The following is a 23,211-nucleotide window of genomic DNA, read 5'->3' as shown; positions in this document are numbered from 1 at the left end:
GACATCCCCATTCCTGTGGACAACCGGCTCCCCAAGTCCCGTTTCCCACAAGGAAATCCGGTCAAGGCTACAAGGCCCGTCTGCCCCGATTCGGGGAATGACGCCCGTTTTATTGACCCCGCGGGACCGCGCACGACGGCCTCGCCGAGCACCCGGCGGGCGCCCGTCCCCACCCGCGAAAGCCGAGCCGATGGGCGAGAAATTCACATTCCGGCATTTCGGTCATAACGGAGGCCAGGGGAAAATCAAGTCGTGGGCCGGAAGCGCACGAAGGTAGCCTGGGGGGGTGATTGACCTTCGCCTGCTCCGTGAGGACCCCGACCGTGTTCGCGCTTCGCAGCGCGCCCGTGGAGAGGACGTCGGCCTCGTCGACTCCCTGCTCTCCGCCGATGAGCGGCGCAGGTCGTCAGGGGTCCGCTTCGACGAGCTCCGTTCCGAGCAGAAGGCGCTCGGCAAGCTCATCCCCAAGGCCTCCGGCGACGAGAAGGCCGAGCTCCTGAAGAAGGCGGGCGAGCTGGCCGCCGCCGTCAAGGCGGCGGGCGCCGAGCAGGACGAGGCCGACGAGGAGACCAAGCGCCTGCTGCTCCGCCTCGGCAACCTCGTGCACCCGGACGTCCCGGTCGGCGGCGAGGAGGACTTCGTCGTCCTGGAGACGCACGGCACCGTCCGTGACTTCGCCGCCGAGGGCTTCGAGCCGAAGGACCACCTGGAGCTCGGCCAGGCGCTCGGCGCCATCGACGTCGAGCGCGCCGCGAAGGTCTCCGGCTCGCGCTTCTACTACCTGACGGGCGTCGGCGCGCTCCTGGAGCTCGCGCTGGTCAACGCGGCCATCGCGCAGGCCACCGAGGCCGGGTTCATCCCGATGCTGACCCCCGCGCTCGTCCGCCCGCACGCCATGGAGGGCACGGGCTTCCTCGGCCAGGCCGCGGAGAACGTGTACCACCTGGAGAAGGACGACTTCTACCTGGTCGGCACCTCCGAGGTCCCGCTCGCGGCGTACCACATGGACGAGATCATCGAGGCCGACAAGCTCCCCCTGCGGTACGCGGGCTTCTCGCCCTGCTTCCGCCGCGAGGCGGGCACGTACGGCAAGGACACCCGCGGCATCTTCCGGGTGCACCAGTTCGACAAGGTCGAGATGTTCTCGTACGTCGCCCCGGAGGACGCCGCGGCCGAGCACCAGCGGCTCCTCGACTGGGAGAAGCAGTGGCTGAACAGCCTTGAGCTGCCCTTCCAGGTCATCGACGTCGCCACCGGCGACCTGGGCGCGTCCGCCTCGCGCAAGTTCGACTGCGAGGCGTGGATCCCCACCCAGGGCAAGTACCGCGAGCTGACGTCCGCGTCGAACTGCGACAGCTTCCAGGCCCGTCGGCTCTCCGTGCGCATGCGCGAGGAGCAGGGCGGCAAGAAGAACGTCCAGCCGCTCGCCACCCTGAACGGCACGCTGTGCGCCGTGCCGCGCACGATCGTGGCGCTCCTGGAGAACCACCAGCTCGCCGACGGCTCCGTGCGCGTCCCGGAGGTCCTCCGTCCGTATCTGGGCGGCCGCGAGATCCTGGAGCCCCTCGCCAAGTGAGCTCCGCCGGTCCCGTCTTCCCGTACAAGCTCGTCGCCACCGACCTCGACGGGACGCTGCTGCGCCCCGACGACTCGGTCTCGGCGCGCACCCGTGACGCGCTCACCGCGGCCACCGCGGCGGGCGCGGCCCACATCATCGTCACCGGGCGCTCCGTGCCCTGGACGCGGCACGTCCTGGAGGACCTCGGCTACGAGGGCATCGCGGTCTGCGGCCAGGGCGCGCAGGTCTACCACGCGGGCGAGCGGCGGCTGCTCACGTCGGTCACGCTCGACCGGCAGCTGGCGGGCCTGGCCCTGGCGAAGATAGAGGCGGAGATCGGTCCGCTGGCGCTCGCCGCGAGCCGTGACGGCATCGACGGCGAGGTCCTCGTCGGTCCCGGGTACGTGGTCCAGGACGGCCCGCTCCCGGCCGTCCCGCTGTCCGACCCGGCCGACCTCTGGTCGGCTCCGCTGAACAAGCTGTACGTCCAGCATCCGGGCCTCGACGACGACGCGCTCACGGCCGTGGCGCGGGACGTCGCGGGGGATCTGGTGGGCGTCACGATGGCGGGCGAGGGCATCGTGGAGATACTGCCGCTCGGTCTGACCAAGGCGACGGGCCTGTCCCTCGCGGCCCGTCGGCTCGGTGCGAAGGCCGTGGACACGATCGCCTTCGGCGACATGCCCAACGACATCCCCATGTTCGCCTGGTCCGCCCACGGCGTGGCCATGGCCAACGCCCATGAGGAGCTCAAGGCGGTGGCGGACGAGGTGACGGCGTCCAACGAGGCGGACGGCATCGCGGTGGTGCTGGAACGCCTGCTGGCGTAGTCGTGGCGCCGGGCTCGTGCCCGGCGCACCCCCTCCGGGAGGGGCGGCCCGCGCAGTGCTGCGCGCTCGAAGCGGCCGCCCCCGGGCGGTCTCCCCCGTGACGGAGCTCGACGGAGTGGGTGATGACTCCGGAGCCTGCCGCGGACCGCCCTGCTGGAAGCGCGACGACTCTTGCGGGGCGTCGGCTCCACTCCCGGTAGGAGACGCCGGAGTTGGTGCTTCCGGCGCGTGGTGACACCACTACTCTGCCGGGCCGTGCGACGGCCCGCCACTGAATTTCTTCCGGGCCGACGGGGGCTCACGGCTTCCTCCGGCCCGGGGCAGGCACGCGACTTCCTCCGGCCCGGTCGGGCTCACGGCTTCCTCCCGGTCGGGTTCGCGGCCGGGCTCAGCCCTCGCGCCGCTTGCGCCTGCGCTTGCGGCCCCGGCTGAAGAACCACCCGGCGGGCGGCTCGTCGGACCGCCACGGCTGCGGCTCGGGGGCCTGCTGCCGCCAGCGGGCGGTCAGCATCCGGGCCCGCGCGGAGGGCTCGGCGCTCTCGGCGGACCGTATGAAGTCGTCGTCGAGGACCACCTCGTCCCAGGCGTCGCTCCCGGGACCGTCGCCCCGTCCCTCGTCCGATGCCATCGCGGCACCTCCTAGACACTCCTGCGCATCCCCCTCCCACCAGTGTCCCGGCAGGAGGGTGAAGGCGCCGTCAAGGCGAACCGGCGGGCTACTCGTCCCCGGCGACCGTCAGGGTCCGCAGCTTCTGGCCCGCGTACCAGGTGGCCCCGGCCGTGACCACGACCAGCAGGATCACGGCGGCGGGCAGGCCCACGTCGGAGGTCACGAGCTCACCGCCGTCGGTGGCCTTGTGGGCCACGGCGAGCGACCACTGCTGGACGCTCAGCGTGCGGGCCCCGGAGACCAGGGAGCCGAAGAGGGCCTCCCAGACGAGCGCGTACACAAGCCCGAAGACCACGGCGTGCCGGGTGATCGTGCCGAGCAGCAGGAAGATCGCCGCGTACGCGATGGAGGAGACCAGGGCGGCGATCGTGTAGGCGACGGCGACCTGCTGGCTGTTGCCGTTGAGGATCAGGCCCGCGATGAACGTCGGGACCGCCGAGAACGCCATGGTGACGGCGACGGCGACGGTGAGCTTGGTGACGATGATCGTGGGGCGTTTGACCGGCTTGGACAGCAGGTACATCACGGAGCCGTCGTCGATCTCGGGGCCGATGGCGCCGGTGCCCGCGATGACGCCGATGATCGGCACCATGGTGGCGAGCGCGAAGCCGCCGAGCAGGTCGGAGGCCACTTGGTCGTCGGCTCCGCTGAAGCCGCGCACCGCCGCTGCGATGACGATGAGCAGCAGGGGCAGGGCGAAGAGGATCAGTGCGCGGCGGCGGCCGAGCAGGGCCCGGTAGGTGAGCCGGGCGACAGTGGGGTCGTACACGGTGGCTCCCTTCAGGCCGCGACGAGGTAGGAGAAGACCGACTCCAGGGACTCGTCCGAGGGCGAGACCGTGAGCAGCCGGATGTCGTGTTCGCGCGCGATGCGGGGCAGCAGGCTCGTGAACCGGCCGAAGTCGACGGCCTGGATGCGCAGCGCGCCCTCCTTGAGGTCGACCTCGATGCCCGCGGTGGACGGGTCGGCGATCAGCGCGGCGGCGAGCGCGCGGTCGTCGCTGGAGCGCACCAGGTAGCGGTGCGGCCGGTCCGTCATCAGGCGGCGGATCTTGCGGAAGTCACCGCTCGCGGCGTGCCGCCCGGCGACGATCACCTCGATGTGCGAGGCGAGTTGTTCGACCTCTTCGAGGATGTGGGACGAGAACAGGACGGTGCGGCCCTCGTCGCCCATCTTCCGCAGCAGGTCCATGAGCTGCATGCGCTGGCGCGGGTCCATGCCGTTGAAGGGCTCGTCGAGCAGCAGCACGGAGGGGTCGTGGACGAGCGCGGAGGCCATCTTCACACGCTGTCGCATGCCCTTGGAGTACGTGGAGATCTTGCGGTCCTGCGCGTACTCCATCTCGACCGTGGCGAGGGCCCGTTGGGCTGCCTTCTTGCCCAGGCCGTGCAACTCGGCGTTGGCGATGACGAATTCGCTGCCGGTGAGGAAGTCGTACATGCCCTCGCGCTCGGGCACGATGCCGAGGTGCTTGTAGATCTCCTCGTTGCGCCACGTGGGCCGGCCGTCGAGGGTGACGGAGCCGGTGGAGGGGGCGAGGAAGCCGCCCATCATGCTGATGAGGGTGGACTTCCCGGCGCCGTTGGGGCCGAGCAGGCCGGTGACTCCGGGGCTGATGGTCATCGTGACGTCGTTGACGGCCACCACGTTGCCGAACCAGCGTGAGACGTGGTCGATGGTGAGAGTGCTCATGGGCGCGGCCCATTCCGTGTCGGGGTCGCGGCGGGCGACGGATGGGCGGTCACAGTCCGGCCTTTCGGTAGCGGCGCAGGAGAGCGGCGTAGCTGCCCGCGACGAGGGCGAGGACGACGAGGAGGTAGACGACGCCGACGCCCGCCGAGGGGCCTTGGCTCCCGGGGAACGAGGAGGTCGCGCCGAGGAAGGCGGTCTGCACTCCGTCGATGAGGGTGATCGGCGAGAACAGGCCGAGCCACTCGATGGCGGTGCCGTTGCCGCCCTGTTCGTGCGCGATGGCCTGGACGGTGGACACCGCTCCGTAGGAGATGGTCAGCACGGCGATGACCGCGGCGATGCCGAAGCCGCGACGGGGTGTCACGGCCGAGATGACGAGCGCGATCCCGGAGAAGAGCAGCGACAGCAGGGCGACGGAGACGAGCCCCTGGGCGAACCCCTTGGTCTGGTCCGCGAAGTCCAGCTTCGCCAACAACGCCCCTACGTAGAGCACGAGCAGCGGTGTCGCGGTGAGGATGAACAGGGCCGACGCCATGGACGCGAACTTCGCGCGTACGTAGTCGACGCGTTCGATGGGGCGGGAGAAGTACAGCGGCACGGTCTTGAACCGCAGGTCCCTGGAGACGGTCTGCGGGGCCTGCGCCGCCAAGTAGAGGCCGATGACGGCCTGGAGGAGCACCGCGTAGCGCGTGTAGTCCACGGGCAGCTTCTCGGCCTTGGTGGCGACGGCGACCGCGACCATGATCAGTGCGGGGGCGCACATGACCCCGAAGAGGATCATCGGGAGCACCTTGGACTTGGCCGAGCGGCCGAGGCCGTAGGCGCCGCGCAGGCTCTGCGAGTACAGCGAGCGGGTGGCGTAGGCGCGGCCGAGGCGGGGTCCTTCGTAGTTGCGGTACCCGATGTTGTGGATCTGGGTGGAGTCGGCGTCGCGCGCCCGTGTCGACTCGGCGGTCATCGCTTGCCGCCTCCCGTCTGTTCGGCGGCGGCCGTGGTCGCCGCCCAGGCGGCCGCGCGCTCGGAGACCTGCTCCGGCTGCGGCTCGTCCTGGGAGCGGAAGACCTCCGCGATGTGGTGCCTGCGCTGTTCCATGCGGACGAGGCCGAGGCCGAGGTCGGCGACGGTGTCCCGGACGAGGTCGTACGTCGCCTCGTCCGTGGCGTCGAGCAGGAAGATGTGGCCCGCGCCGGGCAGCCCGCCCCCGTCGTCGTGCGTGGTCACGCCGTGGGTGTGCAGGGCCGCGCGCAGCGCGGCGGTGCCGTCGGGGTGCTCGTCGCTGTCGGTGACCTCGATGGCCAGGGTCGTGGTGCTCTGGGTGAAGTCCGTGGTGGAGCTGGAGCGCAGGAGCTTGCCGCCGTCGATGACGACGACGTGGTCGCAGGTGCGCTCCAGCTCGCCGAGCAGGTGTGACGTGACCAGGACGGAGATGCCGAAGTCGGTGTGCACGCGCCGGATCAGGTCCAGCATCTCGTCGCGGCCGACGGGGTCGAGGCCGTTGGTCGGCTCGTCCAGGAAGACCAGCTGAGGGTCGTGCACGAGCGCTTGGGCGAGCTTCACGCGCTGCTTCATGCCGGTCGAGTAGCCGCCGATGGGGCGGTAGCGCTCCTCGTAGAGGCCGACGTGGCGCAGCGTGTCGGCGGTGCGCTCGCGGGCCGCGGCGGGCGGCAGGCCGGACATGCGCGCCATGTGGACGACGAACTCGGTGGCCGAGACGTCCGGCGGCAGGCAGTCGTGCTCGGGCATGTAGCCGACGCGCTCGCGGATCTCGCCGCCGCTGGTGGCGACGTCGAGGCCGAGCACGGACGCGGTGCCCTCGGTGGCGGGGGACAGGCCGAGCAGAATCTTGATCATCGTTGACTTGCCGGCGCCGTTGGCTCCGACGAGTCCGGTCACACCGGGTCCGATGTCCAAGGTCAGCCGGTCGAGCGCGGTCACCCTCGGGAACCGCTTGCTCAGGCTTTCGGTCGCGATCACAGTCACGTCTTCGACGGTAGTGGCGCGGGCCACACCGGGGCGTCACTCCACAGGCTGTCTCCGCCCTCACTCTCGAGTATTACGGGCCCGTAGGGGTCGTCCGGAAGTCGAACCCCTGGGGGTTCTCCCGGAGGTCCCCTCAGGGTTCTTCCGGACCGGTCCCGAAGGCTCACGCAGACCTATTGACGCAGCCGCCAAGCATTGTCACATTCATCAGTGTCAAGTTATGGGCACGTACGGAGACGGCGCGGTGACGCGTGCGGCGGACACGGGACGGACGGTGGCATGACCTCAGCAGTGAAGGGTGAACTCTCCGCGGAGCTGCGGGGGTTCCGCCGTGTGCAGACCCTGGCGTACGAATGCGCGGAAGCGGTCGCCGCCCAGCTCAAGCCGGGGGTGACGGAGCGCGAGGCGGCGCGGATGCAGCGGGTGTGGCTGCGCGAGCGGGGCGTGCGGGACTGGTTCCACCTGCCCTTCGCCTGGTTCGGCGACCGCACGGCGTTCGTGAACTTCCGGATCCCCCTCCAGTTCTTCCCCACCCACCGCAGGCTGGAGCCGGGGATGCCGTTCATCCTCGACATGGCCCCGGTGTACGAGGGCTACACGGCCGACATCGGCTACTCGGGCTGCCTCGGCCTCAACCCGGTGCACGACAAGCTCCTCGCCGACCTGGAGGCGCACCGCGAGCTGATCCTGCGCGAGGTGCGCGAGCGCCGCCCGCTGCGCGAGATCTACGAGCACGTGGACCACCTCATGGTCCGCCAGGGGTATGCCAACCGCCATCGCGCGTATCCCTTCGGCGTCATCGCGCACAAGGTCGACCGGGTCGCGGAGCGCCGCTTCTCGCCGCACGTCTTCGGCTTCGGCACCCAGTCCCTGAAGGGCCTCGCGAGCGACGCGCTGCGCGGCCACCGGGACGGCTGGTCGCCCCTGTGGTCGCCGTACAAGTTCTCCGACCACCCGCCGCAGCCGGGCCTGTGGGCGGTCGAGCCGCACCTCGGATTCCGGGGCACGGGGGCGAAGTTCGAGGAGATCCTGGTCGTCACCGACTCCCAGGATCCCGAGGAGAGCGCGTTCTGGCTGGACGACGACCTGCCGCACGTGCGGCGCTGGTCCGTGGAAGACGCTGAGAGGGCTGCCGCATGACGACCGTGGATCTGAAGGGCGCGCGGGAGCGCTGGGTGCGCACCGGTGGCGTGGAGCTGTGCGTCGCCGAGCTGGGCGAGGCCGGACGGCCCACGGTGCTGCTCGTGCACGGCTATCCGGACTCCAAGGAAGTGTGGTCCGAGGTCGCCACGCGCCTTGCCGAGCGCTTCCACGTGGTGCTGTACGACGTGCGCGGCCACGGCAGGTCGACGGCCCCGAGGCCGCTGCGCGGCGGCTTCACCCTGGAGAAGCTGACCGACGACTTCCTCGCGGTCGCCGACGCGGTCAGCCCGGACGCGCCGGTGCACCTGGTGGGCCACGACTGGGGCTCGGTGCAGGCCTGGGAGTTCGTGACGGTCCGGCGCACCCAGGGCCGGATCGCGTCCTTCACCTCGATGTCGGGCCCGTCCCTCGACCACTTCGGGCACTGGATCAAGAAGCGCCTGACCCGCCCGACCCCGCGCCGGGCCGCCCAGCTCGTCAACCAGGGCGCCAAGTCCTGGTACGTGTACATGCTGCACACCCCGGTGCTCCCCGAGCTGGCCTGGCGCGGACCGCTCGGCCGGCGCTGGCCGAAGATCCTGCAGCGCGTGGAGAAGGTGCCTGCGGATGGCTACCCCACGCCGTCCCTGCCGACGGACGCCGCGCACGGCGCCTGGCTCTACCGCGACAACGTCCGCGCCCGCCTCCGCCGCCCCCGCGCGGACGCGTACGCGCACGCGCCGGTGCAGCTCATCACGCCCGCGGGCGACGCCTTCCTGTCCCAGCGCCTTTACGACGACCTGGAGCAGTGGGCCCCGGAGCTGACCCGGCGCACGCTGCCCGCCAAACACTGGGTGCCGCGCACCCGCCCGGACCAACTGGCCGCCTGGATCACGGAGTTCGTCACCACCCACGAGGACGGCGTGCCACCGGTGGCGAGCGCGGCCGCGGCTCCCGGCAAGCACGCCGACCGGTTCTCCGGCCAGCTGGTGCTCGTCACGGGCGCGGGCAGCGGCATCGGCCGCGCCACGGCGTTCGCGTTCGCCGAGGCGGGCGCGCGCGTGGTGGCCGTCGACCGGGACGCGGAGAGCGCGGCCCGCACCGCCGAGATGTCCCGGCTCGTCGGCGCCCCCGCGGCCTGGGCCGAGACGGTCGACGTCAGCGACGAGCAGGCCATGGAGAAGCTCGCCGAGAAGGTCGCGACGGAGTACGGCGTGGTGGACGTCCTGGTGAACAACGCGGGCATCGGCCTCTCCGGCGCCTTCCTCGACACCAGCGCCGAGGACTGGAAGAAGGTCCTGGACGTCAATCTGTGGGGCGTCATCCACGGCTGCCGCCTCTTCGGCAATCAGATGGCCGAGCGCGGTCAGGGCGGCCACATCGTGAACACCGCGTCGGCCGCGGCCTATCAGCCCTCGCGCGCCCTGCCCGCGTACAGCACGTCGAAGGCAGCCGTCCTGATGCTCAGCGAGTGCCTGCGCGCCGAGCTCGCGGGCCAGGGCATCGGCGTCTCCGCCATCTGCCCGGGCTTCGTGAACACGAACATCACGGCGACGGCCCGCTTCGCCGGGGTCTCCGCCGACGAGGAGGCCCGCCGCCAGAAGAAGTCCGCCCGGCTCTACGGCCTGCGCAACTACCCGCCGGAGAAGGTCGCCGACGCCGTGCTGCGCGCCGTGGTCCGCAATCAGGCCGTGGTGCCGGTGACCCCGGAGGCCCGTGGCGCCCACCTCATGTCCCGCTTCGCGCCCAGGGCCCTGCGCGCCCTGGCGCGCCTGGAGCCCCCGCTGTGAGCGCGGAGCGCGGCGCCGAGCCGCTCCCCGAGGAGCACCACACGATCGTTCCGCGCCGGGTCTCCTTCGACTGGGACGCCACCCCGCTGCACTGGATCCCGGGCGAGCCCACGGCCACCCACGTCATCAACGTCCTGCATCTGCTGCTCCCGGCGGGCGAGCGGTGGTTCGTGAAGGTCTTCAAGGAGGGCCTGCCGCTGATCACCGATCCGGTGCTGCGCGCGGACGTCAAGGGGTTCATGGGGCAGGAGGCCACGCACAGCGTGCAGCACGCGTACGTGCTCGATCACCTGGCCGCGCAGCGCCTGGACACCACCGGGTTCACGAAGTACGTGGACTTCCTGTTCGAGAAGCTCCTCGGTGAGCGGCCGCCGCTGGGCGCGCCCGTGCCCACGCAGGAGTGGCTGCGCTTCCGCCTCGCGATCGTCGCGGCCATCGAGCAGTTCACCGCGGTGCTCGGCGACTGGGTGCTGCACGCGGAGGGCCTCGACCGGGCCCGGGCGGACGAGGTCATGCTGGACCTGCTGCGCTGGCACGGCGCGGAGGAGGTCGAGCACCGCTCGGTCGCCTTCGACATGTACCAGCACTGCGGCGGCACCGGAGCTCCCCGGTACGTGCGCCGGGTGGCGGGCATGACGGTCACGGCCCCGGTGATGCTGTACCTGTGGCTGTGGGGTGCCGCGTATCTCGTCCGCCACGATCCGCGGCTCGCGGGACGACTGCGGTACTCGCTGCTCGCGCACCACAGGGCGGTCCGGAAGGGGCTGCTGCCGACCTGGCGGCAGATAGGCGCGGCCGTGCCCCGCTATCTGCGGCGGTCGTACCATCCGTCGCAGGAGGGTTCGCTGCGCAAGGCCGTCGAGTACCTGGCCTGGTCGCCCGCCGCGCGGTCCGCGGTGGCGGCGGCCGGACGGGCGGCCATCGCGTAGCGCCGAGCACGGCCGGGGCCATGGGGCCACCGGGCCACCGGGAAGGGACGGGGGAGCGTTGGACGAGCGCAGGGAGGAAGCCCGCGCCTCGGCGCCGGGTGCGCCCCGGGCGGAGCCGCCGAGCGCGCCCCGGGCGGAGCCGGCGGGCGCGCCCCGGGTGGAGTACCGCATAGAGGATCTCGCCCACCACAGCGGTGCCACGGTGCGCACCATCCGGGCCTATCAGGACCGCGGTCTGCTCCCCCGCCCTGAGCGGCGCGGGCGGTCCAATGTGTACGGCGACGCCCATCTGGCGCGGCTGCGGCAGATCGCCGACCTGCTCGACCGGGGGTACACCCTGGCCTCCATCAAGGAGCTGCTCGAAGCCTGGGACGCGGGCCGGGGCCTCGGCGGTGTGCTGGGCCTGGTCGCCGAGGTCGACGGGCCGTGGACGGACGAGAAGGCCGACCGGATCACCCGTGCGGAGCTTGAGGCGGCGTTCGGCGGTACTCCGGACGCCGCGGCGGTCGCGGACGCCGTGGCGCTCGGCGTGCTCGAACCGCTGCCGGGCACGGACGACGAGTTCCTGGTGCCGAGCCCCCAGGAGCTCGCGGTGGCGGCCGAGTTGCACGCGGCGGGTGTCCCGCTGTCGGCGATCTCCGGGCATTTGCGGGAGTTGCGGGGGCAGGTCGAGCACATAGCGGCGCGTTTCCTGGAGTTCACGAATGAGCACGTCTTCGCGCGGTATCTGGGAAACCATCCGCCGAGCGAGGCGGACGCGGCGGAGGCGGCCTCGCTCATCCGCAGACTGAGGCCGCTCGCGCAGAAGTCGGTCGACGCGGAACTGGCCCGCGCCATGCGCCTGTTCGCCACCCGCCACCTCCGCCGTCATCTGGCCGCGGAGGAGCCTCCGCAGCGGCGTGACGAGCTCCAGTACGTGGCGCTTCCCGCCAGCACAATGGACGCGGTCCAGGCCCTGGTTGGGCAGGAGAACGCGGCCGCGTTCATCACGGCGGCGGCCGAACGCGAACTGCACGGCAGGACATTGGACGCACTCACCTCAAGTCAGGGTGATTCCGGCATAGTTCCCCAAAAGCCTCCTTTCACCTGAGAGTTGTCCACAGAATTCCCAAGTGGCCTGTGGATAACCAGACTTGTCTGTGGATCAAACATGGAAAGCGGAATTCCTCGATGAAAAGTCCATGGCAGAAAACCGAGTGCGTGGAGAACGGTGGACCGCGACTCTGAAGAGATGAAAGAAGGACAAGCTCCGGAAGGGCGACCTCTGGACGATCGCACTCCGGACGACTGGTCTTCCGGCACCCGGCCCTCGGGCACCCGCCCTTCCGACGACCGGCCTTCCGGAGGCCGACCTCCGGGCGACCAGCCTCCGGGCAACCGACCTCCAGGCGACCGGCCTCCGGGCGACCAGCGCACCGTAAAGGTGTCGAAATACCTGTCGAAGCACCTGCGGCATCAGCCCGAGCGCATCGGGATCACGCTCGACGACAGCGGCTGGGTCGCCATCGGCACGCTGATCGAGGCCGCCGCGGCGCACGGGTTCCGCTTCACCCGGGCCGAGCTCGACCACGTGGTGGCCACCAACGACAAGCGGCGGTTCACGGTCGACGGCGACCGGATCCGCGCCAACCAGGGCCACTCCGTCGCCGTGGACCTCCAGCTGCCCCCTGCCGTCCCGCCCGCGTACCTCTTCCACGGCACGGTGGCCCGCAGCCTCCCCGCGATCCGTGCCGAGGGCCTGCGGCCGATGGACCGGCACGCGGTCCACCTCTCGCCCGACCGCGAGACGGCCACGCGGGTGGGAGCGCGGCGCGGCCGGCCCGTCGTCCTCTCCGTCGACTCCGGCGCGATGCACCGCGACGGCCACGTCTTCCACGTCAGTGCCAACGGCGTCTGGCTCACCGCCGCCGTGCCCGCCCGTTATCTGCGCTTCCCCGCACCGCACTGACCTGCCCGGCCGTCGCGCTCGGACCGACCGGCCCCCGGGGCTCGGCACGACGGGCCCTGACCAGGCAAGATCGATGGGTATGGAGCATCTGCACAGCACCGAGGCCGCCGTGAGGGCACTGCGGGAGATAGCCCGCGAGTACCACCTGGAGATCGAGGTCGGCCACGACATAGGTGCCGACCGGACGTCCCGCCGCACCGCGGCCGGAGTCGCCGTGACCACCGACGCGGACGGCTCGCTGCCGCACGAGGCGTTCGTGGAGTTCGGCGGCTCCCCGCGGGTGTCCGTGCGGCTCTACCCCGACGACGACGCCTTGATCGACGTCGACGGCGTCGAGTGCCACGACGTGCCGCGCGACCACGTGCCGCCCTTCCTGCGGTCCGTCTTCGGCGGCCTGGCGTACGTCAAGGGGCGGCGCTTCCCGCCCGGCTACTGGCTGGTCGTACCGCTGCCCGGGGACGCGACGTACAAGGAGCTCATCCCCATGATCTCGCTCACTCCCTGGCTCAGCGGAAAGGTCCGCTGAGGCCGAGGGGCGGGTCGAAGTGCCTGGCAGCGGGCACGGCCGGGCCCGCGAAGGCGTCCGGCCCACGGGCCGGGGCCCGTCCCGGGCCGCCGTACGCTCGAACGCATGAGTCTGCGTCTGAGCACCGTGATCCTGCCCGTGAGCCGCTGGCACGAAGGCGGCAAGGAGCGCTGGCAGCGCGCTGAGGAGCTGGGCTTCCACACCGCGTACACCTACGACCACCTCTCCTGGCGGACCTTCCGCGACGGGCCGTGGTTCGGCGCGGTGCCCACGCTGACCGCCGCCGCGGCCGCCACCGAGCGCATGCGCCTGGGCACGCTCGTGACCTCGCCGAACTTCCGGCACCCGGTCACGCTCGCCAAGGAGCTGATCACGCTGGACGACGTGTCGAACGGACGGATCACCCTCGGCATCGGCGCGGGCGGCAACGGCTTCGACGCCACCGCGCTGCGCCGCGCCGACGAGGAACCCTGGACACCCCGTGAACGCGCGGACCACTTCGGGGAGTTCCTGCCGCTGCTCGACCGTCTGCTCACCGAGGACTCGGTGACGTACGAGGGCAAGCACTACGCGGCGCACGAGGCGCGGAACATCCCGGGCTGCGTGCAGCGCCCCCGGCTGCCGTTCGCGGTCGCCGCGACCGGGCCGCGCGGCCTGAAGCTCGCCGCCGAGCACGGCCAGGCCTGGGTGACCACCGGCGACCCGAAGATCTACGCGACCGGTACCCCCGAGGAGTCCCTGGAGGCCATCCGCGGCCAGGTCGACCGCCTCGGCGCCGCCTGCGAGCAGACCGGCCGCGACGCCGGCGAGCTGGACAAGATCCTGCTCACCGGCTTCACGCCGGACCGGCCGCTGGAGTCCTTCGACGCCTTCGTGGAGTTCGCGGGCAAGCACGCCGCGCTCGGCTTCGACGAGATCGTGCTGCACTGGCCGCTGCCCGGCACGGACTTCGCCGCGGACGAGAAGGTCTTCGAGCGCATCGCGACGGAGGCGCTGGCGCAGCTGTAGCCGCCGCGGAAGGGGCTCGTCCGCCGTAGCCCGGGGTACGGGCGGGGCGCACGGGGGCGCGTTGTACTCAAATGTGCGCCCCGCCACACACCCGTGCGCGCATATGCGGGACAATCACCTACGTGACCTCAGCTACCGCCCGGACCCGGACCCCGGCCCCTTCCGTACCGCCCCGGCTGATCGCCACGGACCTGGACGGCACGCTGCTGCGTGACGACAAGTCCGTGTCCGAGCGCACGGTCGCCGCGCTCGCCGCCGCCGAGACGGCCGGGATCGAGGTCTTCTTCGTGACCGGGCGCCCGGCTCGCTGGATGAACGTGGTCGCCGACCACGTGCACGGCCACGGCCTGGCGATCTGCGCGAACGGCGCGGCGGTCGTCGACCTGCACGGCGGCCCCGGCGCGCACCGCTTCACCAAGGTGCGGGGCCTGGCCGCGCCGAACGCCCTCGAGGTCGTCGAACTGCTCCGCGCCGCCGCCCCCGGCACGTCCTTCGCCGTCGACCGGACGGGCGGGGTGCACCACGAGCCGGAGTACCCGCCGCTGCGCATGGACCCCGCGTGCAGCGTGGCACCCGTCGAGAAGCTCCTCATGGCGGACGCCGCCTGCGCGGACGAGCCCATCCTCAAGCTGCTCGCCCACCACCCCGAGATGGCGCCGGACGACTTCCTGGCCCTCGCGCGCGAGGCCGCGGGCGGGCGCGCCGAGATCACCCGCTCCAGCCCGACCGCCCTCCTGGAGATCAGCGCCCCCGGCGTCACCAAGGCGGGCACCCTCGCGCTGTGCTGCGCCGAGCGCGGCATCTCCCCTGCCGAGGTCGTGGCCTTCGGAGACATGCCGAACGACGTGGAGATGCTCTCCTGGGCCGGAGCGTCGTACGCGATGGGCAACGCCCACCCCGACGTGATTGCCGCCGCGTCGGGCCGTACGGTCGCCAACAACGAGGACGGCGTGGCGGTCGTCATCGAACGCATCCTGGCGGACCGCCTCTCCGTAGAGGCCGGTTAACGAAGCCGGTTAACAAAGCCGGTTAACAAGGGGAGAGGCCGATCAGCCCCTAGGGCTGCCCATCAGCCCGCAGGGCCCGTCAGCCCGCACGCCCGATCACTCCGTAGAGGCCGATTCCAGGTTCACCCCGCGCTCGGCCAGCCACTTCGCCGGGTCCACGCCCGAGCCCAGGTCCGGCGTGAGGCGGGACTCGAAGTGCAGGTGCGGCCCCGTCGAGTTGCCGGTCGTGCCCGCCTGCCCGACCCACTGCCCGGCGCGCACCGCGTCCCCCTGATCGACGGTCACGGCCGCCAGGTGCGCGTACTGCGTGTAGTAGCCGTCCGGGTGGCGCACCACGACCTCGATGCCGAAGGCCCCGCCGCAGGCGACCCGCACCACGCGCCCCTCGCCCACCGACCGCACCGGGGCGCCGATGTCGACGGCGAAGTCCTGCCCCGTGTGCCGGCGCGCCCACCGCTCGCCCGCGCTGTCGAAGCCCGCGGACAGCTCGTACGTCTCCACGGGCGGCACCCACGCGCGCGTGGCGTCCGGTTCCGGCTGCTCAAGACGGACGGCGCCCCGGCACTGACCGGCCGCGACGGCCTCGTCGGCCTCGCCCTGGAGGGTCCAGCGCGCCGTCTCCAGCTTCGTCTCGATGTCCCGCTTCAGGCGGGCGAGGCGTGCCGTGCGCCGGTCGAGGACGCCGCGCGCCCGCTCCGCCGACCGCCTGGCGGTCGTGAGCCGGGAGGCGGCCCGCTGGGTCTTGGCGACGGCGTTGGTGACGGCGAGGTCCGCCTGGCCCAGGGCGCGCCTGCCGCGCAGCAGTTCGTCGGGGCTGTCCGCGAGCAGCAGCCGCGCGGTGAGCGGCAGACCGCCGCCGGTGCGGTACTGCGCGCTGGCCATCCGGCCGAGGTCCTCGTGCAGCACGGCGACCTGGTAGCGCTCGTCGGCGAGCAGCCGGTCGAGCTCCTTGACGCGGCCGCGCTGTACGTCGGCGGCGCGGCGCTCCGTCTCGTAGCGCTCGGTGGCCTTCGACGCCTCTTCGTAGAGGCGGACCACCTCGGCGCTGGTGCCCGACCCGTCGGGGCCGTCTGTCCCGTCGGTCCCGTCGGCGTTCGCGGTGGGCGGCGGGCCCAGGGTGATGAGCGCGCACAGCAGGACCGGCACGGCGACCAGGCGCCGCGGGCGGCGGGTGCGGGTGCGAAGGCGGCTCGGGCGGGCACACATGACTCGGATCGTTGCCCCCGCGCGCGCGTGTCGCCCGGCGGACTCGTACGCGCGGGGGACCGGGTGACCCTTACGGTGCACCCGCGTACCGCCGATCAGCGGCCGGGCCGAGCCCGGGCAGGGCCTCAGTGCGGTGCCTGCCACACCACCGTCGTGCCGCCGCCGTCCTCGCCGATGCCCGGCCCGTACCAACTCGTGCCGCCCAGGGACTCGGCCCGCCGCTTGAGGTTCTTCAGGCCGCTGCGGCGGCCGCCCTCGGGGATGCCCACGCCGTCGTCGGCCACCGTCAGGCGTACGCCCTTGCGGCCGTCGGGCAGCACGAGGGTGGCGTCGACGACGACGTCGATGCGGTCGGCGCCCGCGTGCCGGAACGCGTTCGACAGGGCCTCGCGCAGGGCCGCGATGAGGTTCTTGCCGGTGAGCTCGCCGACGACCGTGTCGACGGGCCCCAGGAAGCGGTGCGAGGGCTTGAAGCCGAGGGGCACGGCCGCCATGTTGATCTCGCGCAGGACCCGCGTCCGCAGCCCCGAAGGAGCCTCGGCGGGCCCCTGCTGGAGCGCGAAGATCGCGGTGCGGATCTCCTGGATGGTCACGTCCAGCTCGTCGACGGCCTTGCCGACGCCCCGCACCACCTCGGGCACCACGGACCGGCGCTGGGCGCTCTCCAGCATCATCCCGGTGGCGAAGAGCCGTTGGATGACCAGGTCGTGCAGGTCGCGGGCGATGCGGTCGCGGTCCTCGTACACCGCGAGCCGCTCCCGGTCGCGCTGTGCCTCGGCCATCATCAGGGCGAGCGCGGCCTGTGAGGCGAACTGGGTGGCGAGCGTCCGTTCCGTCTCGGTGAACGGCCGTCCGCCCCGCGCGCGGGGCGTGACGAGGGTCCCCAGGACCCGGCCGTCGCTCTGGAGGGGCAGCATCATCACGGGGCCGTACCCGCGCGCGAGGTCCGTCATGATGCGCGGATCGGTGGCCGCGTCGTCGATGAACACCGCCTGCCCGTCGAGGAGGTCGGAGATGATGCGGCTCTCCGGAGGGACGGTCACGCCGAGCGCGCCGCTGGGCTCGGCGGCGGAGACGGCGACGATCTCCATGCCGCCCTCGTCGTCCGGGAGCAGCACGATCCCGGCCGCCGAGTCCGCGAGGTGCCGGGCCTGCTCCGCGACGACCGCGAGGGCGTCCTCGGCGTCGGAGCCCGAGAGCAGCGCCGTGGTGACCGCCACGGAGCCGTCGATCCACCGCTCGCGCTGCTTGGCCGCCTCGTACAGGCGGGCGTTGCCGATCGCGATGCCCGCCTCCGTGGCGAGGACCCGCACCATGTGCACGTCGTAGTCGTTGAACTCCGCGGCCTCCCCGGGCGCGGGCCCGACGCGCTTCTCCGTGAGGTACAGGTTCCCGAAGATCTCGCCCTGGACGCGGATCGGCACCCCCAGGAAGGTGCGCATCGGCGGGTGGTGGGCGGGGAAGCCGCAGGAGCGCGGGTCGGTGGAGAGGTCGGCGAGGCACAGCGTCTCGGGCTGGTGGATGAGCGCGCCGAGCAGCCCGCGGTGGCCGTCGGGCAGGTGCCCGATGCGCTCGGCAGTGGTCTCGTCGATGCCGTGGGAGACGAAGTCCGAGAGCCCCTCGCCGTCCTCGGCCACGACGCCGATCGCGGCATAGCGGGCGTTCGTCAGCTTGGCCGCGGTCTCGCAGATGCGGTCCAGGGTGGTGTGCAGTTCCAGTCCCGTGCCGACGGACCGCATCGCCTCCAGGAGCTGCGGTACGCGCGCGGTGAGCTCCGTGGAGAGGCCTTCAAGGCTGCGGCCGGCCCGCGCGGCGGCCTCGGCCGGGTCGGCGGGGCTTCCGGACGGGTCCGTCCCGCGCCCGGCCACGTCTGCCGGGGCCGACATGCCTTCGGGAGGCGGCGGCGCGGCGGAGGCCGGGGGGACGGGCATGCCTTGAGCGTAGTTAGTCCGTTTTGCCGTGGCACGCCGAGGCGGCGGTGCGGGCCGCCGCCCCGCACCCGGGCTCGGCCCGGACCCCGGGCCTGGCCTCGGCCCAGACCCCGGGCCTGTCCTCGGGCCTGCCCCCGGATGCAGCCCCGGATCCAGCCCCGGACCAGGCACCGGCATGGGCCCCGGCCCCACGACGTCAGCCCACCGCGTGCGTCAGCAGGTCCGCCGCCGCCTCGCGCTCCCGCATCCGCCGCAGCGGACCGTCGACGGCCACCAGCTCCTCGTACGCGCCGCGCTGCACGACGTGACCGGCCTCCAGGACGATCACCTCGTCAACTTTGTCCAGTCCGGCGAGACGGTGCGTGATGAGCAGGGTCGTCCGCCCCTCGGTGGCCGCGAGCAGATCGGCGGTGAGGGCGTCGGCGGTCGGCAGGTCGAGGTGTTCGGCGGGCTCGTCGAGGACGAGGACGGGGAAGTCCGCGAGCAGCGCGCGGGCCAGCGCGAGCCGCTGTCGCTGGCCTCCGGAGAGACGGGCCCCGTGTTCGCCGACGAGCGTGTCCAGACCGTCGGGCAGGGACCGCACCCAGCCGTCGAGCCGGGCCCGCGCCAGCGCCCCGTAGAGCTCGTCGTCGCTCGCTTCCCTGCGGGCGAGCAGCAGGTTCTCGCGCACGGAGCTGTCGAACACGTGCGCGTCCTGCGCGCACAGGCCGACCAGGCGCCGCACGTCGTCACCGTCGAGCCGGGAGGTGTCGGTGCCGCCGATGGCGTACGTCCCCTCGTACGCGCCCAGGAAGCGCAGCAGGACGTGGGCGAGCGTGGTCTTGCCGGAGCCGGAGGGGCCGACGACGGCCACGCGGCGACCGCGTTCGAGAGCCAGGGACACGCCCGCGAGCGCGTCCCGCTCCTGCCTCTCGTAGCGGACCCGCAGCCCATCGAGACGCAGCGGGAAGGGCGACCCGGGCACCTGGGGCCGCCCGCGGCCGGGAGCAGCCGAGGACGCCGGTCCCCGGTCGGGAGCGGCCGACGACCCCGATGCGAGGTCCGGCAGCGGGTCGGGCGCGTCCAGGACCTCGTGGACCCGCTCGGCGCTCTTCTTGACGCGCTGGCGGTACTGCACGGCGAGCGGCAGCCCCATCACGGCCTCGAACGCGGCGAGCGGCGTCAGGACGACCACGGCGAGCGCGACGCCGCTGAGCCGTCCGTCGTGCACGCCCTGAACGCCGACGACCGCGGCGGCGGCCACGGTGAGCCCCGTCGCGAGCGCGGCAAGGCCGTCGCCGAGCGCGGTGGCGCTCGCCGTGCGGGACGCGATCCGGGTCAGCTCGGCGTCGGCGTCCCCGACGTGCGCGGTACGGCGCCGCAGCGCACCCGCGACGGTCAACTCGGCCGTCCCCATGAGCAGATCGGCCACGCGAGTGGCGAGCACCCCGCGCGCGGGGGCCAGCTTCCGCTCCGCACGGCGGGCCACGGCGCCGCTCACCAGCGGCACCCCGACCCCGGCGACCAGCAGGCCGACGGCGAGCACCGCGCCCGCCTCCGGCAGCAGCCAGGCGGTGAAACCGACCGCTCCCGCGCTCACGACCGCGGCGGCGCCCACCGGAAGGAGCCAGCGCAGCCAGTAGCCCTGGAGGGCGTCCACGTCGGCGACGAGCCGGGAAAGGAGGTCGCCGCGGCGCGTCCCGCGCAGGCCCGCGGGCGCGAGCCGCTCCAGGCGCCGGAACACGGTGACCCGCATGTCGGCCAGCATCCGCAGCACCGCGTCGTGCGACACCAGGCGCTCGGCGTAGCGGAAGCAGGCGCGTCCGATGCCGAAGGCACGGGTCGCCGTGACGGCGATCATCAGGTGCATCACGGGAGGCTGCTCCGAGGCCCGTGAGATCAGCCAGCCGGAGGTGGCCATCAGGCCGACGGCACTGCCGAGCGCGAGGCTGCCGAGCAGCAGCGCGAGCGCGAGGCGGCCCCTACGGGGACGCGCCACGGCCCGCACGCGCGCGAGGACGCCGCTCCGCGGGCGGGAGCCCACCCACCCGGCCGACCGCTCACCGGGCTCCACGGCACCCTCGTAGAGAGCGCCGGCACGATCCCCGTCGAGAGCGCCGGCAGCGTCCCCGTCGGAAGTGACAGCGGGGTCCCTGTCGGACAGGACAGCACGGTCCCCGTCGGAAGTGACAGCGTGGTCCCTGTCGGACAGGACAGCACGGTCCCCGTCGGAAGCGACAGCGCAGCCCCCGTCGAGGGTCATCGCGCCGCCGGTCAGCGCGGGTGCGCCCAACGCCTCGCGCGGGCCCGCCGTTTCGGAGCCCCCCACCCGGACCACCCGGTCCGCGACGGCCAGCAGCGCGGGCCGGTGCACGACAAGCACCACGGTCCGCCCCACCGCAAGGCGCCGCACCGCCTCGACGACCCCTGCCTCGGTCGCCCCGTCGAGCGCGGCGGTCGGCTCGTCGAGCAGCACCACGGGCCGGTCCGCGAGGAACGCCCGCGCCAGCGCGACCCGTTGCCGCTGCCCGGCGGAGAGCCCGGCCCCGTCCTCGCCGAGGGCGGTCTCCGCCCCCAGCGGCAGGGCGTCCACGAACTCCAGCGCCCCGGCCGCGCGCAGGGCGTCCCGCACGGCCCCGTCCGCCGCGTCCGGCCGCGCGAGCCGTACGTTGTCGGCGATGGACCCCGCGAAGAGGTGCGGCCGCTGCGGCACCCACGCCACCTGCTCCCGCCACTCCTCCAGGGACACGTCCGCCAGGTCCGCGTCGCCGACCCGCACCCGCCCCACGGTGGGCTCGACGAAACCGAGCAGCGCGTTCAGGAGGGTCGACTTGCCGGAGCCGCTGGGCCCGACCAGGGCCACGGTCTCCCCGCGCCCGACGGTGAACGAGACCCCGCTGACGGCGTCCACCGCCCGGCCCGGGTAGCGGACGCCCAGGTTCTCCACGTGCAGCGGGCCCACGGGCACCGGCCCGCTTCCCCCGGCCGGGACAGGCGTCTCCAGGACCTCGAAGATCTCCTCCGCCGCAGCGAGCCCCTCGGCCGCCGCGTGGTACCGCGCGCCGACCTGCCGCAGCGGCAAGTACGCCTCGGGCGCGAGGATCAGGATGACCAGGCCGTCGTACAGCGCCATGTCGCCGTGGACGAGCCGCATGCCGATGGTGACCGCCACCAGGGCCACGGAGATCGTGGCGAGCAGTTCCAGGGCGAACGACGACAGGAAGGCGATGCGCAGCGTCCGCATGGTCGCCCGCCGGTACTCCCCGGTGATCTTGCGGATCGCCTCGGCCTGCGCCTTGGCACGGCCGAACACCTTGAGCGTCGGCAGCCCCGCGACCACGTCCAGGAAGTGCCCCGACAGCCGCGAGAGGAGCCGCCACTGGCGGTCCATCCGGGCCTGGGTCGCCCAGCCGATCAGGATCATGAAGACCGGGATCAGCGGCAGCGTGCCGGTGATGATCGCCGCCGACACCCAGTCCTCGGTGACGACGCGGGCGAGCACCGCCACCGGGACCACCACCGCGAGCCCGAGCTGCGGCAGATAGCGCGAGAAGTAGTCGTCGAGCGCGTCCACGCCCCGGGTGGCCAGGTTGATCAGCGAACCCGTCCGCTGGCCGGTCAGCCACCCCGGCCCCAGCGCTCCGGCCCGCTCGACGAGCCGACGCCGCAGCTCCGACTTGACCGCCGCGCTGGCCCGGTGCGCGGCGAGTTCGGTCAGCCAGGCCACGGTCCCCCGGCCCACGGCGACCGCCGTGAGCAGCAGGATCGGGGTGTGCAACTCGCCCACCGAGAGCCCGCGCTGGAAGGAGCCCACCACGATCTCGGCGATGAGCATCGCCTGGGCCACGACGAGCCCCGCCCCGGCGAGGCCGAGAGCCACCACCGCGGCCAGGAAGAAGCGGGTGGCACGGGCGTACCGGAGCAGGCGCGGGTCGATCGGTTTCACGTGAAACACACCCTCCCAAGGACCGGGGAAGCAGGGCCAGTTGCCGCGGCGGACGCGGTCATGGACTAGTGGGCGCCGCCGACCGGGAGGTCGGGAGCGATGTGCTGCGTACCGATGCGCTTGCGGAACACCCAGTACGTCCACGACTGGTAGAGCAGCACGACGGGCGTCGCGATGCCCGCGCACCAGGTCATGATCTTCAGGGTGTAGGGCGTCGACGAGGCGTTGGTGACCGTGAGGCTCCAGTCCTCGTTCAGCGACGACGGCATGACGTTCGGGAAGAGCGTCAGGAACAGCATCGCGACGGCGGCGACGATCGTGACGCCGGACAGAGCGAATGACCAGCCTTCACGGCCGAGTTGGATCGCCCCGATCGCTGCCACGAGCGCCACGACGGCGATGAGCAGTGCGACCAGGCTCTTGCCGTCGCCGTTGTCCAGCTGCGTCCAGATGAGGAAGCCGAGCGCGAGCGCCGCCGTGACGAGCCCGAGCACGACCGCGAGCTTGCGGGCCCGCATCCGGATGTCACCCACCGTCTTGAGCGCCGTGAACACCGTGCCGTGGAAGGTGAAGAGCGTCAGCGTGACCAGACCGCCGAGGATCGCGTACGGATTGAGCAGGTCCCAGACGTTGCCCACGTACTCCTTCTGCGCGTCGATCTTCACGCCGCGCACGATGTTGCCGAAGGCCACGCCCCACAGGAACGCCGGAAGCAGCGACGTCCAGAAGATCGCGTGCTCCCAGTTGGTCTGCCAGCGCTCCTCGGGCCGCTTCGCCCGGTACTCGAAGGCGACGCCGCGCACGATCAGGCAGACCAGGATGAGCAGCAGCGGCAGATAGAAGCCGGAGAAGAGCGTCGCGTACCACTCGGGGAAGGCGGCGAAGGTCGCGCCGCCCGCCGAGAGCAGCCACACCTCGTTGCCGTCCCAGACCGGGCCGATGGTGTTGATGAGCACCCGCTTCTCGACCCGGTCACGGGCGAGCAGCTTGGTGAGGACCCCGACCCCGAAGTCGAAGCCTTCGAGGAAGAAGTAGCCGATCCACAGGACGGCGATCAGGACGAACCAGACGTCGTGCAGTTCCATGTGC

18 protein-coding genes and 1 pseudogene are annotated in these 23,211 nt (G+C 72.5%); 10 read left to right on the top strand and 9 right to left on the bottom strand.

The features are described from left to right. Nucleotides 1-286: 286 nt before the first annotated feature. The gene (gene serS, locus IG74_RS0116955) at nucleotides 287-1,576 is read left to right on the top strand and encodes a serine--tRNA ligase (protein ID WP_030677067.1); all 1,290 of its coding nucleotides are present in this window, start codon (nucleotides 287-289) and stop codon (nucleotides 1,574-1,576) included. Next, nucleotides 1,573-2,388 (top strand): HAD family hydrolase, encoded by an 816-nt coding sequence (locus IG74_RS0116950; RefSeq protein WP_030677064.1) that lies wholly within the window; start codon nucleotides 1,573-1,575, stop codon nucleotides 2,386-2,388. Before serS ends, IG74_RS0116950 begins: the two co-directional genes overlap by 4 nt. Nucleotides 2,389-2,776: 388 nt before the next feature. On the opposite strand, the gene IG74_RS0116945 is transcribed toward IG74_RS0116950, so the two are convergent. From IG74_RS0116945 to IG74_RS0116925, 5 genes are all read right to left on the bottom strand, one after another. Continuing rightward, complete coding sequence (locus IG74_RS0116945) at nucleotides 2,777-3,016, bottom strand: hypothetical protein (RefSeq protein WP_030677060.1); 240 nt, start codon at nucleotides 3,014-3,016, stop codon at nucleotides 2,777-2,779. Between the two features lie 88 nt (nucleotides 3,017-3,104). Further along, nucleotides 3,105-3,827, bottom strand: coding sequence for an ABC transporter permease (locus IG74_RS0116940; RefSeq protein WP_030677058.1), 723 nt, complete (start codon nucleotides 3,825-3,827; stop codon nucleotides 3,105-3,107). A gap of 11 nt (nucleotides 3,828-3,838) precedes the next feature. Next, nucleotides 3,839-4,750: an ABC transporter ATP-binding protein gene (locus IG74_RS0116935; protein ID WP_030677055.1), complete on the bottom strand. Its 912-nt coding sequence runs from the start codon at nucleotides 4,748-4,750 to the stop codon at nucleotides 3,839-3,841. A 49-nt stretch (nucleotides 4,751-4,799) separates the two neighbouring features. Continuing rightward, nucleotides 4,800-5,708, bottom strand: a complete 909-nt coding sequence (locus IG74_RS0116930; RefSeq protein WP_030677052.1) for an ABC transporter permease subunit — start codon at nucleotides 5,706-5,708, stop codon at nucleotides 4,800-4,802. Further along, nucleotides 5,705-6,724, bottom strand: a complete 1,020-nt coding sequence (locus tag IG74_RS0116925; RefSeq protein ID WP_037825594.1) for an ABC transporter ATP-binding protein — start codon at nucleotides 6,722-6,724, stop codon at nucleotides 5,705-5,707. The genes IG74_RS0116930 and IG74_RS0116925 overlap by 4 nt, the downstream gene beginning before the upstream one ends. Before the next feature lie 285 nt (nucleotides 6,725-7,009). Between IG74_RS0116925 and IG74_RS0116920 the strand changes: the two genes are divergently transcribed. The 8 genes and pseudogenes from IG74_RS0116920 (at nucleotide 7,010) to IG74_RS0116885 (ending at nucleotide 15,060) form a co-directional block, all read left to right on the top strand. Then, nucleotides 7,010-7,870: a M24 family metallopeptidase gene (locus tag IG74_RS0116920; protein ID WP_030677046.1), complete on the top strand. Its 861-nt coding sequence runs from the start codon at nucleotides 7,010-7,012 to the stop codon at nucleotides 7,868-7,870. Then, entirely contained in the window at nucleotides 7,867-9,642 is a 1,776-nt protein-coding gene (locus tag IG74_RS0116915) for an SDR family oxidoreductase (RefSeq protein ID WP_030677044.1), read from the top strand. The genes IG74_RS0116920 and IG74_RS0116915 overlap by 4 nt, the downstream gene beginning before the upstream one ends. Further along, nucleotides 9,639-10,571, top strand: a complete 933-nt coding sequence (locus IG74_RS0116910; protein ID WP_030677042.1) for a metal-dependent hydrolase — start codon at nucleotides 9,639-9,641, stop codon at nucleotides 10,569-10,571. The genes IG74_RS0116915 and IG74_RS0116910 overlap by 4 nt, the downstream gene beginning before the upstream one ends. Nucleotides 10,572-10,728: 157 nt before the next feature. Next, on the top strand, nucleotides 10,729-11,661 hold the full coding sequence (locus IG74_RS0116905; RefSeq protein WP_030677037.1) for a MerR family transcriptional regulator: 933 nt from the start codon (nucleotides 10,729-10,731) through the stop codon (nucleotides 11,659-11,661). A 318-nt stretch (nucleotides 11,662-11,979) separates the two neighbouring features. Next, nucleotides 11,980-12,519: pseudogene (locus IG74_RS0116900) on the top strand (RNA 2'-phosphotransferase); the annotation flags it as partial. A gap of 79 nt (nucleotides 12,520-12,598) precedes the next feature. Beyond that, the gene (locus tag IG74_RS0116895) at nucleotides 12,599-13,045 is read left to right on the top strand and encodes a hypothetical protein (protein ID WP_030677032.1); all 447 of its coding nucleotides are present in this window, start codon (nucleotides 12,599-12,601) and stop codon (nucleotides 13,043-13,045) included. 105 nt (nucleotides 13,046-13,150) lie between these two features. Beyond that, on the top strand, nucleotides 13,151-14,053 hold the full coding sequence (locus IG74_RS0116890) for an LLM class flavin-dependent oxidoreductase (RefSeq protein WP_030677029.1): 903 nt from the start codon (nucleotides 13,151-13,153) through the stop codon (nucleotides 14,051-14,053). A 122-nt stretch (nucleotides 14,054-14,175) separates the two neighbouring features. After that, entirely contained in the window at nucleotides 14,176-15,060 is an 885-nt protein-coding gene (locus IG74_RS0116885) for an HAD hydrolase family protein (RefSeq protein ID WP_030677026.1), read from the top strand. A 96-nt stretch (nucleotides 15,061-15,156) separates the two neighbouring features. Here IG74_RS0116885 and IG74_RS0116880 read toward each other — a convergent pair whose 3' ends face one another. The 4 genes from IG74_RS0116880 to cydB form a co-directional block, all read right to left on the bottom strand. Then, nucleotides 15,157-16,266, bottom strand: coding sequence for a M23 family metallopeptidase (locus tag IG74_RS0116880; RefSeq protein ID WP_030677022.1), 1,110 nt, complete (start codon nucleotides 16,264-16,266; stop codon nucleotides 15,157-15,159). 125 nt (nucleotides 16,267-16,391) lie between these two features. Then, entirely contained in the window at nucleotides 16,392-18,152 is a 1,761-nt protein-coding gene (locus IG74_RS0116875; protein WP_051854961.1) for a GAF domain-containing protein, read from the bottom strand. A gap of 241 nt (nucleotides 18,153-18,393) precedes the next feature. Further along, a complete protein-coding gene (gene cydD, locus IG74_RS0116870) occupies nucleotides 18,394-22,122 on the bottom strand; it encodes a thiol reductant ABC exporter subunit CydD (protein WP_037825572.1) in 3,729 nt (1,242 codons plus the stop codon). 65 nt (nucleotides 22,123-22,187) lie between these two features. Next, entirely contained in the window at nucleotides 22,188-23,207 is a 1,020-nt protein-coding gene (gene cydB, locus IG74_RS0116865) for a cytochrome d ubiquinol oxidase subunit II (protein ID WP_030677012.1), read from the bottom strand. Nucleotides 23,208-23,211: the final 4 nt, after the last annotated feature.

Source organism: Streptomyces sp. NRRL B-1347 (assembly GCF_000720325.1).
GTDB lineage: Bacteria > Actinomycetota > Actinomycetes > Streptomycetales > Streptomycetaceae > Streptomyces.
Note: the sequence above shows the minus strand (reverse complement) of the source record. Positions and strands in the feature narration are given on the sequence as shown.

Bases quoted from the DNA above. Each gene is read 5' to 3' on its own strand.
- IG74_RS0116890 (WP_030677029.1), top strand. From the start codon at position 13,151: ATGAGTCTGCGTCTGAGCACCGTGATCCTGCCCGTGAGCCGCTGGCAC.
- IG74_RS0116880 (WP_030677022.1), bottom strand. From the start codon at position 16,266: ATGTGTGCCCGCCCGAGCCGCCTTCGCACCCGCACCCGCCGCCCGCGG.
- cydB (WP_030677012.1), bottom strand. From the start codon at position 23,207: ATGGAACTGCACGACGTCTGGTTCGTCCTGATCGCCGTCCTGTGGATC.
- IG74_RS0116895 (WP_030677032.1), top strand. From the start codon at position 12,599: ATGGAGCATCTGCACAGCACCGAGGCCGCCGTGAGGGCACTGCGGGAG.
- IG74_RS0116945 (WP_030677060.1), bottom strand. From the start codon at position 3,016: ATGGCATCGGACGAGGGACGGGGCGACGGTCCCGGGAGCGACGCCTGG.
- IG74_RS0116915 (WP_030677044.1), top strand. From the start codon at position 7,867: ATGACGACCGTGGATCTGAAGGGCGCGCGGGAGCGCTGGGTGCGCACC.
- IG74_RS0116875 (WP_051854961.1), bottom strand. From the start codon at position 18,152: ATGTCGGCCCCGGCAGACGTGGCCGGGCGCGGGACGGACCCGTCCGGA.
- IG74_RS0116930 (WP_030677052.1), bottom strand. From the start codon at position 5,708: ATGACCGCCGAGTCGACACGGGCGCGCGACGCCGACTCCACCCAGATC.
- IG74_RS0116935 (WP_030677055.1), bottom strand. From the start codon at position 4,750: ATGAGCACTCTCACCATCGACCACGTCTCACGCTGGTTCGGCAACGTG.
- IG74_RS0116920 (WP_030677046.1), top strand. From the start codon at position 7,010: ATGACCTCAGCAGTGAAGGGTGAACTCTCCGCGGAGCTGCGGGGGTTC.